The sequence below is a fragment of the Romboutsia sp. 1001216sp1 genome (assembly GCF_039841805.1).
Taxonomy (GTDB): domain Bacteria; phylum Bacillota; class Clostridia; order Peptostreptococcales; family Peptostreptococcaceae; genus Romboutsia_C; species Romboutsia_C hominis.
On record NZ_JBDPHA010000009.1, the window covers coordinates 110,175 to 124,254 of the forward strand.

At 29.8% G+C, this 14,080-nt stretch carries 16 protein-coding genes and 1 rRNA gene; 12 read left to right on the forward strand and 5 right to left on the reverse strand.

Translation table 11 applies throughout. From position 1 onward, the window contains the following. Window positions 1-119: 119 nt before the first annotated feature. From jag to rpmH, 5 genes are all read right to left on the reverse strand, one after another. Complete coding sequence (gene jag, locus ABHC41_RS10345) at window positions 120-746, reverse strand: RNA-binding cell elongation regulator Jag/EloR (protein ID WP_092921694.1); 627 nt, start codon at window positions 744-746, stop codon at window positions 120-122. Beyond that, entirely contained in the window at window positions 718-1,419 is a 702-nt protein-coding gene (locus tag ABHC41_RS10350) for a YidC/Oxa1 family membrane protein insertase (RefSeq protein WP_092921696.1), read from the reverse strand. Before ABHC41_RS10350 ends, jag begins: the two co-directional genes overlap by 29 nt. Window positions 1,420-1,448: 29 nt before the next feature. Then, window positions 1,449-1,700 (reverse strand): membrane protein insertion efficiency factor YidD, encoded by a 252-nt coding sequence (gene yidD / locus ABHC41_RS10355; RefSeq protein ID WP_092921698.1) that lies wholly within the window; start codon window positions 1,698-1,700, stop codon window positions 1,449-1,451. 31 nt (window positions 1,701-1,731) lie between these two features. Continuing rightward, window positions 1,732-2,082 (reverse strand): ribonuclease P protein component, encoded by a 351-nt coding sequence (rnpA, locus tag ABHC41_RS10360; protein ID WP_092921700.1) that lies wholly within the window; start codon window positions 2,080-2,082, stop codon window positions 1,732-1,734. Between the two features lie 79 nt (window positions 2,083-2,161). Then, window positions 2,162-2,296, reverse strand: a complete 135-nt coding sequence (rpmH, locus tag ABHC41_RS10365) for a 50S ribosomal protein L34 (RefSeq protein ID WP_092921702.1) — start codon at window positions 2,294-2,296, stop codon at window positions 2,162-2,164. 675 nt (window positions 2,297-2,971) lie between these two features. Between rpmH and dnaA the strand changes: the two genes are divergently transcribed. From dnaA to ABHC41_RS10425, 12 genes are all read left to right on the forward strand, one after another. Further along, window positions 2,972-4,291, forward strand: a complete 1,320-nt coding sequence (gene dnaA / locus ABHC41_RS10370; RefSeq protein ID WP_092921704.1) for a chromosomal replication initiator protein DnaA — start codon at window positions 2,972-2,974, stop codon at window positions 4,289-4,291. 240 nt (window positions 4,292-4,531) lie between these two features. Further along, on the forward strand, window positions 4,532-5,638 hold the full coding sequence (gene dnaN / locus ABHC41_RS10375; protein ID WP_092921706.1) for a DNA polymerase III subunit beta: 1,107 nt from the start codon (window positions 4,532-4,534) through the stop codon (window positions 5,636-5,638). A 113-nt stretch (window positions 5,639-5,751) separates the two neighbouring features. After that, window positions 5,752-5,958, forward strand: a complete 207-nt coding sequence (gene yaaA, locus ABHC41_RS10380; RefSeq protein WP_092921708.1) for a S4 domain-containing protein YaaA — start codon at window positions 5,752-5,754, stop codon at window positions 5,956-5,958. Between the two features lie 15 nt (window positions 5,959-5,973). Further along, the gene (gene recF / locus ABHC41_RS10385) at window positions 5,974-7,089 is read left to right on the forward strand and encodes a DNA replication/repair protein RecF (RefSeq protein ID WP_092921710.1); all 1,116 of its coding nucleotides are present in this window, start codon (window positions 5,974-5,976) and stop codon (window positions 7,087-7,089) included. After that, a complete protein-coding gene (gyrB, locus tag ABHC41_RS10390) occupies window positions 7,090-8,991 on the forward strand; it encodes a DNA topoisomerase (ATP-hydrolyzing) subunit B (RefSeq protein WP_092921712.1) in 1,902 nt (633 codons plus the stop codon). A gap of 18 nt (window positions 8,992-9,009) precedes the next feature. Continuing rightward, on the forward strand, window positions 9,010-11,436 hold the full coding sequence (gene gyrA / locus ABHC41_RS10395) for a DNA gyrase subunit A (protein ID WP_092921714.1): 2,427 nt from the start codon (window positions 9,010-9,012) through the stop codon (window positions 11,434-11,436). Between the two features lie 55 nt (window positions 11,437-11,491). Further along, window positions 11,492-11,776 (forward strand): YtxH domain-containing protein, encoded by a 285-nt coding sequence (locus ABHC41_RS10400; protein WP_092921716.1) that lies wholly within the window; start codon window positions 11,492-11,494, stop codon window positions 11,774-11,776. Then, window positions 11,776-12,033, forward strand: coding sequence for a hypothetical protein (locus tag ABHC41_RS10405; protein WP_092921718.1), 258 nt, complete (start codon window positions 11,776-11,778; stop codon window positions 12,031-12,033). The genes ABHC41_RS10400 and ABHC41_RS10405 overlap by 1 nt, the downstream gene beginning before the upstream one ends. A 22-nt stretch (window positions 12,034-12,055) precedes the next feature. Then, window positions 12,056-12,373: an STAS domain-containing protein gene (locus ABHC41_RS10410; RefSeq protein ID WP_166506172.1), complete on the forward strand. Its 318-nt coding sequence runs from the start codon at window positions 12,056-12,058 to the stop codon at window positions 12,371-12,373. 24 nt (window positions 12,374-12,397) lie between these two features. Continuing rightward, on the forward strand, window positions 12,398-12,784 hold the full coding sequence (locus ABHC41_RS10415; protein ID WP_166506309.1) for an ATP-binding protein: 387 nt from the start codon (window positions 12,398-12,400) through the stop codon (window positions 12,782-12,784). After that, a complete protein-coding gene (locus ABHC41_RS10420; RefSeq protein ID WP_166506173.1) occupies window positions 12,784-13,560 on the forward strand; it encodes a SigB/SigF/SigG family RNA polymerase sigma factor in 777 nt (258 codons plus the stop codon). The genes ABHC41_RS10415 and ABHC41_RS10420 overlap by 1 nt, the downstream gene beginning before the upstream one ends. A 192-nt stretch (window positions 13,561-13,752) precedes the next feature. Further along, window positions 13,753-14,080 (forward strand): 16S ribosomal RNA (locus ABHC41_RS10425); the annotation flags it as partial.

Sequence of the window (14,080 nt, forward strand, 5' to 3'; positions counted from 1 at the left end):
CCTCTTATTATTTAGTTAATTTATCTTTAATTTCGTTATCTTTAATTCTTTCCTTAATCTTAACATTATATAAAATAAATAACGAAAATAAAACCCCCTATTACATAGGAGGTTAAATTTTATCTTTTATACTCTATTACTAATCTTCTATATGGATCTGTTCCCTCGCTATACGTAGTTACATACTTATCGTTTTGAAGAGCTGAGTGAATTATTCTTCTCTCATATGGATTCATATAGTCTAATTTCTTTATTTTTTTAGTTCTAGCTACTTCTCTAGCTGCTTTGTTAGCATATCTTATTAAAGATTCTTCTCTCTTTGATCTATAGTTTTCTATATCTACAAGCACTCTCATATGCGAGTCTTTATTTATTTTATTAAGCGCTAATCCTGTAAGGAATTGAATTGAATCTAATGTTTCCCCTCTTCTTCCTATTAAACATGCAGCTTCTTTTCCTTCTATGTCTACTTTAATTAAATTATTATCTTGAGTAACATTAACTTTAGCCTCTACATTAGAGTTCTTAAGTATATTTTCAACAAACTCTTTAGCTATATCTGACTCAGTTTTAATAACTTTGAATCTGTATAGACCTTCCTTAGCACCTATAAAACCTAAGAAACCTTTTGTAGGTTCTTGTACTGTTTCTATTTGTAAATCTTTTTCAGATACTTTTAGCTCTTCAATTGCTTGGCTTATAGCATCTTCCTTACTCTTACTTCTTATTTCTATGCTTTCCTTCATCTATTACTTCCTCCTTAGAATTAGCTAACTTAGCTTTTAAAGGATTCATTACTAAATAATGTTGTGCAATTGAGAATAAGTTACCTACTGTCCAATATAATGTAAGACCTGCAGGGAACGTGAATCCCCAGAATAACATCATCCCCGACATGAAGTAAGTCATTATCTTCATTGAACCTTGTTGCTGATCCTTTGGCATCATTATCATTTGCATTAAGAATGTAGTTGCCCCTGATAATACAGCTAATATAATATCTGGTTGAGTTAGGTTTTTTATCCAAAGAAACCCTTCTGATGCAGTAGCAAGCGTTGCTTTATCTTGGAAAACACCATAAGTAACAGGATCTCTTAATACTGTAAATAATCCTATTAATATAGGCATTTGTATTAATAGTGGTAAACATCCTGCTAATGGATTTATCTTAGCTTCTTGATATACCTTCATTAACTCTTGTTGTTGCTTTTCTGGCTTATTTTTATACGTTTCTTGTATCTCTTTTATTTTAGGCTGTATATCTTGCATAGCCTTTGTAGACTTAGTTTGCTTTATTGTAAGCGGTAATAATAAAACTTTTACAAAAATTGTAAATACAATTATTGAAAGACCATAATTTCCAATAAAGTCAAAAATTGTCTTTAACACAACACCTAATAAATTACTTATAATACTCAACTGTTATACCTCCTAGAGTATATTCTGTTTTATTTTAAAGGATCGTAACCTCCTGGATGAAAAGGATGGCATTTCGATACTCTTTTTACTGTTAAATATATTCCTTTTAATAGCCCGTATTTTTTAAAAGCTTCTATAGAATATTGTGAACATGTTGGATAAAATCTACATGTAGGTCCTTTTAATGGAGATATAAATTTTTGATAAAATCTCACTAGATAAATACATAATTTCGCTAAGTATATATTTATTTCCTTCAGTATAGTAATTATTTTTTTCAAATTTTAAAATGCCTCCATATTTAGACTTTTGTTATTCACTTAATCTTATGTTTGCTTTTCTTACCAAATATTTTACAGACTTTTCAATATCTTTATATTCAGCCTGATTACTTGCTATCCTTGCTATAAAAACTATATCATACCCACTTTTAACGTTTTCATCTACATTTAATCTATATGATTCTCTTATTCTTCTTCTTATCTTATTTCTAACAATTGCTTTACCTACTTTTTTAGATACTGATATACCTAATTTAGTATCATCTGATTTGTTATCTAGTACATACATTACCAGATACTTAGTTGCAAAAGATTTGCCGTGTTTATACACTTTTCTAAAATCAGAGTCTTTTTTTAAGCCCTTTGTTTTCTTGAAGTCCATATTAAACCCTCCGTAAACACAGCTTGTAAATATAGTTTCTACACAAAAAGGCCACCTTTACAGCGGCCTCTCTCAATGATTAATGAGTTAATCTCTTTCTTCCTTTAGCTCTTCTTCTCTTTAACACGTTTCTTCCGTTAGAAGTTTTCATTCTTTTTCTGAATCCGTGTTCTTTTTTTCTTTGTCTTTTCTTTGGCTGATAAGTTCTTTTCATTACATACACCGCCTTTCAAATTTTATTTCCGTTTATTTTCCGTTTATAAGAATAATAACCTTACCCTCAAAGTAAACATAACACATACAATTATAAATGCTTTTATATTGCTTGTCAACTTGTTTTTAGATACATGAAATAACAAAATTGTTTGTTTTATTTTATATGTTTTGGTGACTATTTATTACCTCAAATTTGTCGTCTGATTTATCCACATTCATTTAAAAGTTGATTTATTATTATGTAGGAAAATTGCGTAAATTGTAGCTGTGTATTAATTTATCAACAGGTAGTTAATATTGTGGATAAATTAAGCAGAATGCCTTGAAGTTTGGCACTTATTCTGATATTATTAATATACTTGTTGATAATGTTTATAAGATTTATTAACTTATTAAGGTTATTCACAAGCTGTGGATATAAATGTGTATAACTTGTATACTTTTAGATAATACTTTAGTTATAAACTACATTTATTATATCTTTAGACTATTTATAACTTTATATACATATTGTTTATATCTTTTTATTTTTTAATACATTTTTACATTATTAATATTTTATCCACATAATTATCCAAATAAATCTAATGAATTTATTTATCATATATATTTTTTTGTTTTTTTGTTAATAACTTGTGGAAAGTGTTAATTAATTTGCGCGGAGGTTTATATTATGGATGTAGTTTCTTTATGGGACAAAACACTACAATTAATAAAAGGTGAGCTATCTCCACCTAGTTTTAATGCTTTTTTTAAGCAAATAGTACCTTTAAAAATACACAATAACGATTTAATTCTTTTAGTCCCTAATGACTTCACTAAAGGTATTTTAGAAGATAGATACTTAAATTTAATAGAAAGTTCTGTAAATCAGCTATCATTAAAAAAATATAATATTAAATTTGTTTTAAGTGAAAAAGACATAGAAGGTCTTGGAGAAGAAGCTAAAAGTTCAGCTTCAAAGGCTAATTATCCTAACCTAAATCCAAAATATACATTTGATACATTCGTAATCGGTAATAGTAATAGATTTGCTCATGCCGCATGTGTTGCTGTTGCTGAATCTCCAGCTAGAGCTTATAATCCTCTTTTCTTATATGGAGGCGTTGGATTAGGTAAAACTCACCTTATGCATGCTATAGGACATCATATAATGAGTCAAAAAAAGGATCCTAAAGTAGTCTATGTATCTTCTGAAAAATTTACAAATGAACTTATAAACTCTATCAAAGATGACAGAAATGAAGAGTTTAGAAATAAATATAGAAATGTCGATGTTCTTTTAATAGATGACATTCAATTTATAGCTGGAAAAGAAAGAACACAAGAAGAATTTTTCCATACCTTTAATTCTTTACATGAGGCTAATAAGCAAATAATTATTTCAAGTGATAGACCACCTAAAGAAATTCCAACATTAGAAGATAGACTTAGATCTAGATTCGAAATGGGACTTATAACAGATATACAAGCTCCTGATTTTGAAACTAGAATAGCAATACTTAGAAAAAAAGCTCAAATGGAAAATATTGATGTTCCAAACGAGGTTATGACATATATTGCTAAAAATATAAAGTCTAATATAAGAGAATTAGAAGGTGCCTTAACTAGAGTGGTTGCTTATTCATCTTTAACTAATAGAACTATATCTTTTGAATTAGCAGAAGAAGCTTTAAAAGATATAATAACTACTTCAAAAAATGAAGAAATAAATGTAAATAGAATAAAAGAGAAGGTAGCATCTGTATTTGATATAAAAATGGAAGATTTTAATTCTAAAAAAAGAACAAGATCAATTGCTTATCCTAGACAAATAGCAATGTATCTATCACGTGAACTTACAGATTTATCACTTCCTAAAATAGGTGAAGAGTTTGGAGGACGTGATCATACAACTGTTATACATGCCCACGATAAGATTATTAAAGATATACAAACTAATGAAGAAATCAAAATAAAAATAGAAAAAATAATCTCTGAATTGAAAGGGTAACTTATAAACAATTATATGTGGATTTTGTGTTAATATAATGTTTATATTTTTTTGTCTAAAATTTATTAACAATTTATACTACTAAAATCAACAAAGATATTAACACTTTATACACATGTTAATATCTTTGCATTTATTAGGCTTAAAGTATTTATTAACATTATCCACATAGCCTATTACTATTACTACTAATTTTTTATTTATTTTTTATATATGAAGACCACAAGGAGGTTATCCACATTGAAAATAATTTGTAATCAAAAAATACTTGCTAATAAAATCGGAATATCTCAAAAAGCTATTAATAGTAAAACTACTTTAGACTTATTAAAGGGAATATTATTATCAGCAAAAGGAGATCAACTAAAATTAACTGGTTATGATTTAGAAATAGGTATAGAAACTTATACACAAGCTGAAGTTATAGAAGAAGGAGAAATAGTAGTAAATGCTAGACTTTTTGGTGATATAATTAGAAAGCTACCAGATTCTTTTGTTGAAATAGAAACAGATAGTGAAAATAATGTATACATAAATTGTGTAAACTCAAGATTTAAGATAAAAGGAGATTCAGCTAAAGAATTTCCAAAGTTACCAGAAGTAAATAAAGAAGACTTATATAATATACCTCAAGATTTACTAAAAAATATGATAAAGCAAACAGTATTTGCTATATCTCAAGACCAAACAAAGCCTATCTTAATGGGTGAACTTTTAGAAATAGTAAATGGTAATATAAGTTTAGTAGCTATAGATGGATATAGATTAGCTGTTAGAAGCTGTAATTTAGAGAATATTTCAAATGATGCTAAAGTTATAATTCCAGGAAAGGCATTAATAGATGTAAATAGCTTATTATCATCAGAAGAAGATATAAAAATGGGATTTGATGATAAAAATGCAATATTTATAATAAATGACACTAAAATAATAACTAGACTTTTAGAAGGTGAATTTATAGATTATAAAAGATTACTTCCAAGAGAACACAATACTAGAGTTAAATTAAAAACAAGAGATCTTTTAAATAGTATTGAGAGAGCATCATTATTATCTCAAGCTGAAAAAAATAATCTAATCAAATTATCTATAAGAGATAATGCAATGGCAATAACTTCTAATACAGATAAAGGAAATGTTTATGAAGAAGTTTCACTAGAATTAGAAGGAGATTATTTAGATATCGCATTCAATTCAAGATACTTCTTAGAAGGATTAAAAAACATTGACAGTGAAGAGATATTTATAGAATTCACAACAAATGTTAATCCTTGTATAATAAAACCTGCTGACGAAATCGAGTACACATACCTATTACTTCCAGTAAGAATATCATCTAGTATATAATTCATTAAAAAAGCCCAACTAATAAAGTTGGGTTTTTATAACTAATTTTATGATATAATATATTTTTGACATGTTAGTGAAAAACTAAATGAAAATAAATAGGAGGACGAGCTATGATAGAGATAAATATAGATTCAGAATATATAAAATTAGATCAACTTTTAAAATTAGCAGACTTAGCATCAACAGGTGGACATGCTAAATTTTTAATATTAGAAGGTCTAGTTAAGGTAAATGGAGAAGTTGAAACAAGAAGAGGAAGAAAACTTAAACCTCAAGATATAGTTGAGGTAGAAGGAAATCAAATAAAAGTAGTGTAATAAGGAGAGCCTTTTATGCAACTAAATAGTTTGCAGTTAGTCAATTTTAGAAATTACGATAGCTTACATCTGGAATTTAATAAAAAAGTAAATCTTCTTGTCGGAAAAAATGGCCAAGGAAAGACTAATATAGTAGAATCTATATATATGCTATCTTTTGGAAAGTCCTTTAGAACCAATAAAGACAAGGAAATAATAAAATTTGAAAAAGAGAATCTTTATGTTGGAGGAGCTTTTTCAAAGGAAAATACTAAAGGCTTAATTGAAATAGCTATCAGTAAGAATAAGAAGGGTATAAAAGTAAATAAAATACCTATTCAAAAAATATACGAACTGCTTGGAAATATAAATGTTGTAATATTTTCTCCAGAAGATCTGAGACTAGTTAAAGAAGGACCTAAAGAAAGAAGATCTTTCATAGATAAAGAGATTAGTCAAATTATACCTAGATATTATAATTATCTTACAAATTATAATAAAATATTATTCCAAAGGAATCAGTTACTTAAGAGTAAGAATATAGATAAATCTTTATTAGATGTATATGATGAAAGTTTAGCTAAGTACGGTAGCTATATTTACATACTTAGAAGAGATTTTATAAAGAAAATAGCAGGTATATCTAAAAGTTTACATGATAAACTAACTGGAGGAATTGAAGATTTAGTTATAACATATAAAAATCAAATTGATATAAATGATGAAGATACTGCCCAGACAGTATATAACAAATTTATTGAAAAACTTTCGTCAAGCCGTGAGCATGATATAGATACAAGAACTACTAGATATGGATTACATAGAGATGATCTTAACATATTTGTTAACGGATTAGATGTAAGGTTATATGGTTCACAAGGACAACAAAGAACTGCATCAATTTCTTTAAAATTATCAGAAATTGAGTTAATAAATAATGAAGTTGGAGAATATCCAATATTAATTTTAGACGATGTGTTCAGTGAATTAGATGAAACAAGGCAAAAACTATTAGTAAATAACTTAAATGTAGTTCAAATGTTTATAACTACAGCAGAGGTTTCACATAAAAGTATATTCAATATAGATAACACTACTATATTTAATATTGACAATGGAAGTGTTGTAAACATAGAGAATGGAGGGAACTAGATGAAGCAAGAATATGGTGCAAGTCAGATTCAGGTTCTAGAAGGATTAGAGCCTGTTAGAAAAAGACCTGGTATGTATATAGGATCTACTGGTCCAAGAGGGTTACATCACTTAGTTTACGAGATAGTAGACAACAGTATAGATGAAGCACTTCAAGGATATTGTACTGAGATATACGTATCTATAAATCAAGATGGAAGTATCTTAGTAAGAGATAATGGGAGAGGGATACCAGTTGAAGTTCACCCTCAAACAGGTAAGTCTACACTAGAAACAGTTTTAACAGTACTTCATGCAGGAGGAAAGTTCGGTGGAGGAGGATACAAGGTATCTGGTGGTCTTCACGGAGTTGGGGTATCTGTTGTTAATGCGTTATCTGAGTGGTTAGTAGCAGAAATTTCAAGAGATGGAAAGTTATATAGACAAACTTATGAAAAAGGTGTAGCTACATCAGAACTTAATGCAGTAGGAACATCAAGCCATACAGGAACTTGTATAAGCTTCATGCCTGATGCTACTATATTTGACGAAATAGACTTCAAGTATGAAACATTAGAGCATAGATTAAGAGAATTAGCATTCCTTAACAAAGGAATAAAAATAATTTTAGAAGATAAAAGAGAAGGAAAAGAAAAGATAAAAGAATTCCACTACCTTGGTGGTTTAGTAGAATATATAAAATACTTAAATAAATCGAGAACTGGAATACATGAAGATATAGTTTATATAGACAAAAAAGTAGATGACTATATGGTAGAATTAGCAATGCAATATACTGATGGTTACACGGAAAACATATATTCATTTGCTAATAATATAAATACTCATGAGGGTGGATCTCATTTAAGTGGATTTAAAGCGGCCCTTACTAAAACATTAAATGATTACGCAAGAAGAAATAAAGTAATAAAAGATAATGAGCCTAATTTATTAGGTGAAGATATAAGAGAAGGTCTTACAGCTGTAGTATCTGTTAAGCTTCCTGAGCCTCAATTCGAAGGTCAAACAAAGACTAAGCTAGGTAATACAGAGATGAGAGGTATAGTGGATAGTATAACTGTTGAAGAATTAGGAGCTTTCTTAGAAGAAAACCCAACTACAGCAAAAATAATAGTTGATAAGGCCCTTAGAGCTCAAAGAGCGAGAGAAGCTGCAAAAAGAGCAAGAGAGTTAACTAGAAGAAAAAGTGTGTTAGAAAGTACTGCATTACCTGGGAAATTAGCAGACTGTGCTGAAAAAGACCCAGCTAAGAGTGAAGTATTCTTAGTCGAAGGGGATTCTGCCGGTGGATCTGCTAAACAAGGTAGGGATAGACACACTCAAGCTATATTACCACTAAGAGGTAAGATACTTAACGTTGAAAAATCTAGATTAGATAAAATATTATCTTCAGATGAAATAAAAAATATGATAACTGCTTTTGGATGTGGTATAGGAAATGACTTCGATTTAGAAAAAGCTAGATATCATAAAATAGTAATAATGACCGATGCCGATGTCGATGGAGCTCACATTAGAACATTATTACTTACATTCTTCTTTAGATACATGAGACCACTTATAGAAAATGGATATGTATATGCAGCGCAACCACCACTATATAAGGTCAAGAAACAAAAGAAAGAATACTATGTATACTCAGACAAAGAGCTTGCTAGCCTATTAGAGTCGATTGGTAGAACTGGCGTAGAGTTACAAAGATACAAAGGACTTGGAGAAATGAATGCAGAGCAATTATGGGATACAACAATGAACCCAGAAACTAGAACATTACTACAAGTAAATATAGAAGATGCGGCTATGGCAGATGAGGTATTCTCAATGCTTATGGGTGATAAAGTAGCCCCAAGAAAAGAATTTATAGAAACAAATGCTAAATACGTTAAGAATTTAGATATATAAGAAAGGGGATGAGTGTAAATGGAAGAAAACAATAGAATACTTCCTTTAGAAATAGCTGATGAAATGAAAAAATCGTATATGGATTATGCGATGAGTGTTATAGCTGGACGTGCTCTTCCTGATGTAAGAGACGGTCTTAAGCCAGTTCATAGAAGAATACTATACTCTATGAATGAATTGAACTTAACACCAGATAAACCTTATAGAAAGTCTGCCCGTATAGTTGGGGACGTTCTAGGGAAATATCACCCACATGGTGATAGTGCAGTTTACTTAGCTATGGTTAGAATGGCACAAGATTTCTCTACAAGAGGACTTTTAGTTGATGGACATGGTAACTTTGGTTCAGTCGATGGAGATTCACCAGCGGCAATGCGTTATACTGAAGCTAGAATGAGTAAACTATCTTTAGAATTATTAAGAGATATAGAAAAAGAGACTGTTGATTTTATCCCTAACTTTGATGAGTCTTTAAAGGAGCCAGCAGTATTACCATCTAGATTCCCAAACTTATTAGTTAATGGATCTAACGGTATAGCAGTTGGTATGGCAACAAGTATACCACCTCATAACTTAGCAGAGGTTATAGATGCAACAGTACATTTAATAGATAATGAGGAGTGCACTGTAGAAGATTTAATGCAGTTTGTACAAGGACCAGATTTTCCTACTTCAGCAATAATAATGGGAAAAGAAAATATAGCTAATGCCTATAGAACAGGTAGAGGAAAAGTAAAAGTTAGAGCAAGAGCTTATATAGAAGAACTACCTAAGAATAAGCAACAAATAGTAGTAACTGAAATACCATATCAAGTTAATAAAGCTAAGTTAGTTGAAAAAATAGCTGATTTAGTTAAAGAGAAGAAGGTTGAAGGAATATCTGACCTAAGAGATGAAAGTAACAGAAATGGTATGAGAATAGTTATAGAGCTTAAGAGAGACGTTAATGCAAATATAGTATTAAACAACTTATATAAGCATTCTCAAATGGAAGAAACTATAAGTATAATAATGCTTGCATTAGTTGATGGGCAACCAAGAGTATTAAATCTTAAGCAAATATTATACTACTATGTAAAACATCAAAAAGATGTAGTTACAAGAAGAACTAAATTTGAATTAAATAAAGCTGAAGCAAGAGCGCACATATTAGAAGGGTTAAGAATAGCTTTAGATAACATAGATGCAGTAATAAAATTAATAAGAAGCTCTAAAACTACTCAAGAAGCTAAAGCAGGTCTTATGGAGAGATTTGGATTATCAGAAATTCAATCACAAGCTATATTAGACATGAGACTTCAAAGACTTACAGGATTAGAAAGAGATAAAATAGAAGCAGAGTATGAAGAGTTAATTAAGAAAATAAATAGATTAAAAGAAATATTAGCTAATGAGAGATTACTTCTTAACGTAATAAAAGACGAAATGCTAATAATTAAAAAGAATTATGCTGACGAAAGAAGAACTGAAATAAGACATGCTGAGGGTGAAATAGACGTTAGAGATCTTATTGAAGAAGAAGAAATAGCTATAACTCTAACTCACTTTGGATACATAAAGAGAGTGCCAGCAGATACTTATAAGAGTCAAAATAGAGGTGGAAGAGGTATATCAGCTCTTACTACAAGAGAAGAAGACTTTGTTAAGCACCTTGTAACAACAACGACTCATAGTAAGTTATTATTCTTCACTAACAAAGGTAGAGTATTTAAATTAAATGCTTATGAAATACCTGAAGGGAAGAGACAGTCTAAAGGTACAGCTATAATAAACTTACTTCAACTAGCTCCAAATGAAAAAATAGCCACACTAATAGCAATAAATGAAAATGATGAGAATCAATATTTATTATTAGCTACTAAAAATGGTATAGTTAAAAAGACTAAGCGTGAAGAGTTCAAAAATATTAATAAATCTGGGCTGATAGCTATAGGATTAAGAGAAGACGATGAGCTTATAGGAGTTAAGTTAACAGATGCTAATAAGGAAGTTTTACTAATAACTAAAGATGGTATGTCTATAAGATTTGATGAAAATGACATAAGACCAATGGGTAGAACTGCTATGGGTGTTAAAGGTATAACTTTAGGCGCTGATGATAAAGTAGTATCTATGAGCTTAACAGATGAAGGAACAGAAGTATTAGTAGTTAGTGAAAATGGATTTGGAAAAAGAACAGATATAGAAGAGTATAGAACTCAGATAAGAGCTGGTAAAGGTATAAAGACATATAATATAGCTGCTAAGACAGGAAAGCTTGTTGGAGCTGAAATGGTTACAGAAGAAGACGAAATAATGATAATAAACTCAGATGGAGTGTTAATAAGATTAAGAGTGAATGAAATATCATTATTTGGAAGAGTAACAAGCGGTGTTAAACTAATGAAGACCAATGATGAAGTTAATGTAGTTTCTATTGCTAAAATAAATATAGAAGAAGAATAGGAATATATCCTATTCTTTTTCCATAGCTATCGACTATAGGAGAGGAGAATGTATTATGAGCAATAAGAAAGGGAAATATTTATTACTAGGAGCATTTCTTGGATTTATAGCCGGTTTATTCTTTGCACCTAAAAAAGGTTCAGAATTAAGAAGAGATGCTAAAGAAAAGCTAGGTGAGGTTAAGGAAAACCCAAAAGAAGCTTTACAAGGAACAATAGATGGTGTAAAAACTAAAATAAATAATCTAATTGATGATAATGTATTAGAAGATAGTATAGATATATGTGAAGATGAAATAGTAATAAGTAGAACTTTTGAAGATGAAGGGGAGAATAATTAATGGATGCAATGGGATGGCAAATAGGTGCTGTTTTATTTGGTGTTTCGGCATTAATTATAGCAATATACATAGGAAGATTATTGAATGAGACAACTAAAGTTGTAGGAAAGGTATACAAAATAGTTGACTATAATGAAAGACATATACACGAGACAATAGAAAATGTTGCCGCTATATCTAAAAATACAGAAGAAATAACTGATTTAGTTGGCAAAGTGGCAGGTATAGCCAAAATATTTAAATTTATAAAGAGATAATTGCATATAAGGAGGTTTATTGATGTCAATAAATATAAATTCAAAGCTAAATGAACAAGAATGTTTCTGGGATATATCACTAGAAGGAGAACTTGATGTTTCTACAGCAGATAAGTTAAAAGAACATTTACATAATTTAGCAGATAAAGAATCTTTAGATATGAAAATTAACCTTACAAACTTAGACTATATAGATTCAACTGGTTTAGGTGTAATGATAGGAGTACTTAAGAAATTAAAAATAAACGGAAAGGAAATATATATATTAAATCCAAAAATCAATGTAAAAAAAATATTTGCAATAACAGGACTAGATAAAATATTTAAAGTGGAGGGATAGACGTTGGCTTTTGAAACAATAAAGATGGAAATAAGCTCAAACCCTGAGTATGTTGGAATTATAAGATTAACCACATCAGGTATAGCTAATAAAATCGGATTTTCGATAGGTGATATAGAAGACATAAAAGTTGCTGTATCAGAAGCTTGTACAAATGCTATAAAGCATAGTAATGATAATAAATTTTTTATAACTTTTGATATATTAGAAAATGGATTAGCTATAGAAATTGAAGATAAAGGCAAGGGGTACGATGTAGAATCTTTACATCAACCAGATTTAAATAATCCAAAAGAAAGTGGGTTAGGATTATTTATAATACAATCATTAATGGATGAAGTTAATATAGAATCTAAAGAAAATAAAGGGACTATAATAAAAATGACTAAGTATTTAGGAGTTGGTATTTAATGAAAAACGTAGCTAATGCTACTAATTACCTAGACATAGATAATAAGGAGCTATTCAAGATATATAGCAAGGATAAAGATAACAAAGAAGTTAGAAATATTCTTATTGAAAAACATCTATATTTAGTAAATTTGTTAGCTAAAAAATATGCAAATAAAGGTGTAGAATTTGAAGATATATATCAAGTAGCTTCATTAGCATTAATATACGCTATAGATAGGTATGATATAGAAAAAGGGTATGAGTTTTCAAGTTTTGCAACTCCTACGATAATAGGTGAAATAAAAAAGTACTTTAGAGATAAAGTATGGACACTTAGAGTACCGAGGCGTGTTCAAGAGTTAAGCAAAAAGATAAGTGAAGCCAAAGTTATATTAGAACAAGAATATAAAAAACAACCTAGAGTAGAAGAGATTGCAAAATATATAGGGTGTACAGAAGAAGATGTTTTAGAAGCCATGGAAGCATCTTATGGATATCAACCTATATCATTAGATTCATCAAGTAATGATGATTCAGAAGATAAAGATATAACATTGATAGACAAAATTGGACAAGAAGAAAGTAGTTTTGGAAATATAGAACAGCGAGACTTTATAAATAAATTCATGGAAAATTTAAATGAATTAGAAGTTAAAATATTTAAAGATAGATTTTTCTTAGATAAAACTCAATCTATGATTGCAAAAGAACTAGAAATCTCTCAAATGACTGTTTCTAGGCTAGAAAGAAAGATAGTTGAAAAGCTTAGAAAAGAATATGAAAAAAATTTATAAAAAAGTTTTTGAAAAATTATTGACCTACTGTTTATTCTATAGTATATTATTACTTGTCCTTAAGAAAAGGGCAAATAAGAAATGAACTTTGAAAATTAAACAGTAGGTTAATTTATATAACTGATTCTTAAAAGAATCGAATACAACCAAGCCAGATATTCAGATAATGATAGTCTGAGCAGGTAACAACTTTTATTTGAGAGTTTGATCCTGGCTCAGGATGAACGCTGGCGGCGTGCCTAACACATGCAAGTCGAGCGATTTACTTCGGTAAAGAGCGGCGGACGGGTGAGTAACGCGTGGGTAACCTGCCCTGTACACACGGATAACATACCGAAAGGTATGCTAATACGAGATAACATGAGAGAGTCGCATGGCTTTCTTATCAAAGCTTTTGCGGTACAGGATGGACCCGCGTCTGATTAGCTAGTTGGTAAGGTAACGGCTTACCAAGGCGACGATCAGTAGCCGACCTGAGAGGGTGATCGGCCACATTGGAACTGAGACACGGTCCAAACTC

What these genes read in the sequence shown, in the direction of transcription:
- jag (WP_092921694.1), bottom strand. Translation starts at nt 746, where the DNA reads ATGAAGGAAAGCATAGAAATAAGAAGTAAGAGTAAGGAAGATGCTATA.
- rnpA (WP_092921700.1), bottom strand. Translation starts at nt 2,082, where the DNA reads ATGGACTTCAAGAAAACAAAGGGCTTAAAAAAAGACTCTGATTTTAGA.
- rpmH (WP_092921702.1), bottom strand. Translation starts at nt 2,296, where the DNA reads ATGAAAAGAACTTATCAGCCAAAGAAAAGACAAAGAAAAAAAGAACAC.
- dnaA (WP_092921704.1), top strand. Translation starts at nt 2,972, where the DNA reads ATGGATGTAGTTTCTTTATGGGACAAAACACTACAATTAATAAAAGGT.
- yaaA (WP_092921708.1), top strand. Translation starts at nt 5,752, where the DNA reads ATGATAGAGATAAATATAGATTCAGAATATATAAAATTAGATCAACTT.
- recF (WP_092921710.1), top strand. Translation starts at nt 5,974, where the DNA reads ATGCAACTAAATAGTTTGCAGTTAGTCAATTTTAGAAATTACGATAGC.
- gyrB (WP_092921712.1), top strand. Translation starts at nt 7,090, where the DNA reads ATGAAGCAAGAATATGGTGCAAGTCAGATTCAGGTTCTAGAAGGATTA.
- gyrA (WP_092921714.1), top strand. Translation starts at nt 9,010, where the DNA reads ATGGAAGAAAACAATAGAATACTTCCTTTAGAAATAGCTGATGAAATG.
- ABHC41_RS10400 (WP_092921716.1), top strand. Translation starts at nt 11,492, where the DNA reads ATGAGCAATAAGAAAGGGAAATATTTATTACTAGGAGCATTTCTTGGA.
- ABHC41_RS10405 (WP_092921718.1), top strand. Translation starts at nt 11,776, where the DNA reads ATGGATGCAATGGGATGGCAAATAGGTGCTGTTTTATTTGGTGTTTCG.
- ABHC41_RS10410 (WP_166506172.1), top strand. Translation starts at nt 12,056, where the DNA reads ATGTCAATAAATATAAATTCAAAGCTAAATGAACAAGAATGTTTCTGG.
- ABHC41_RS10415 (WP_166506309.1), top strand. Translation starts at nt 12,398, where the DNA reads ATGGAAATAAGCTCAAACCCTGAGTATGTTGGAATTATAAGATTAACC.
- ABHC41_RS10420 (WP_166506173.1), top strand. Translation starts at nt 12,784, where the DNA reads ATGAAAAACGTAGCTAATGCTACTAATTACCTAGACATAGATAATAAG.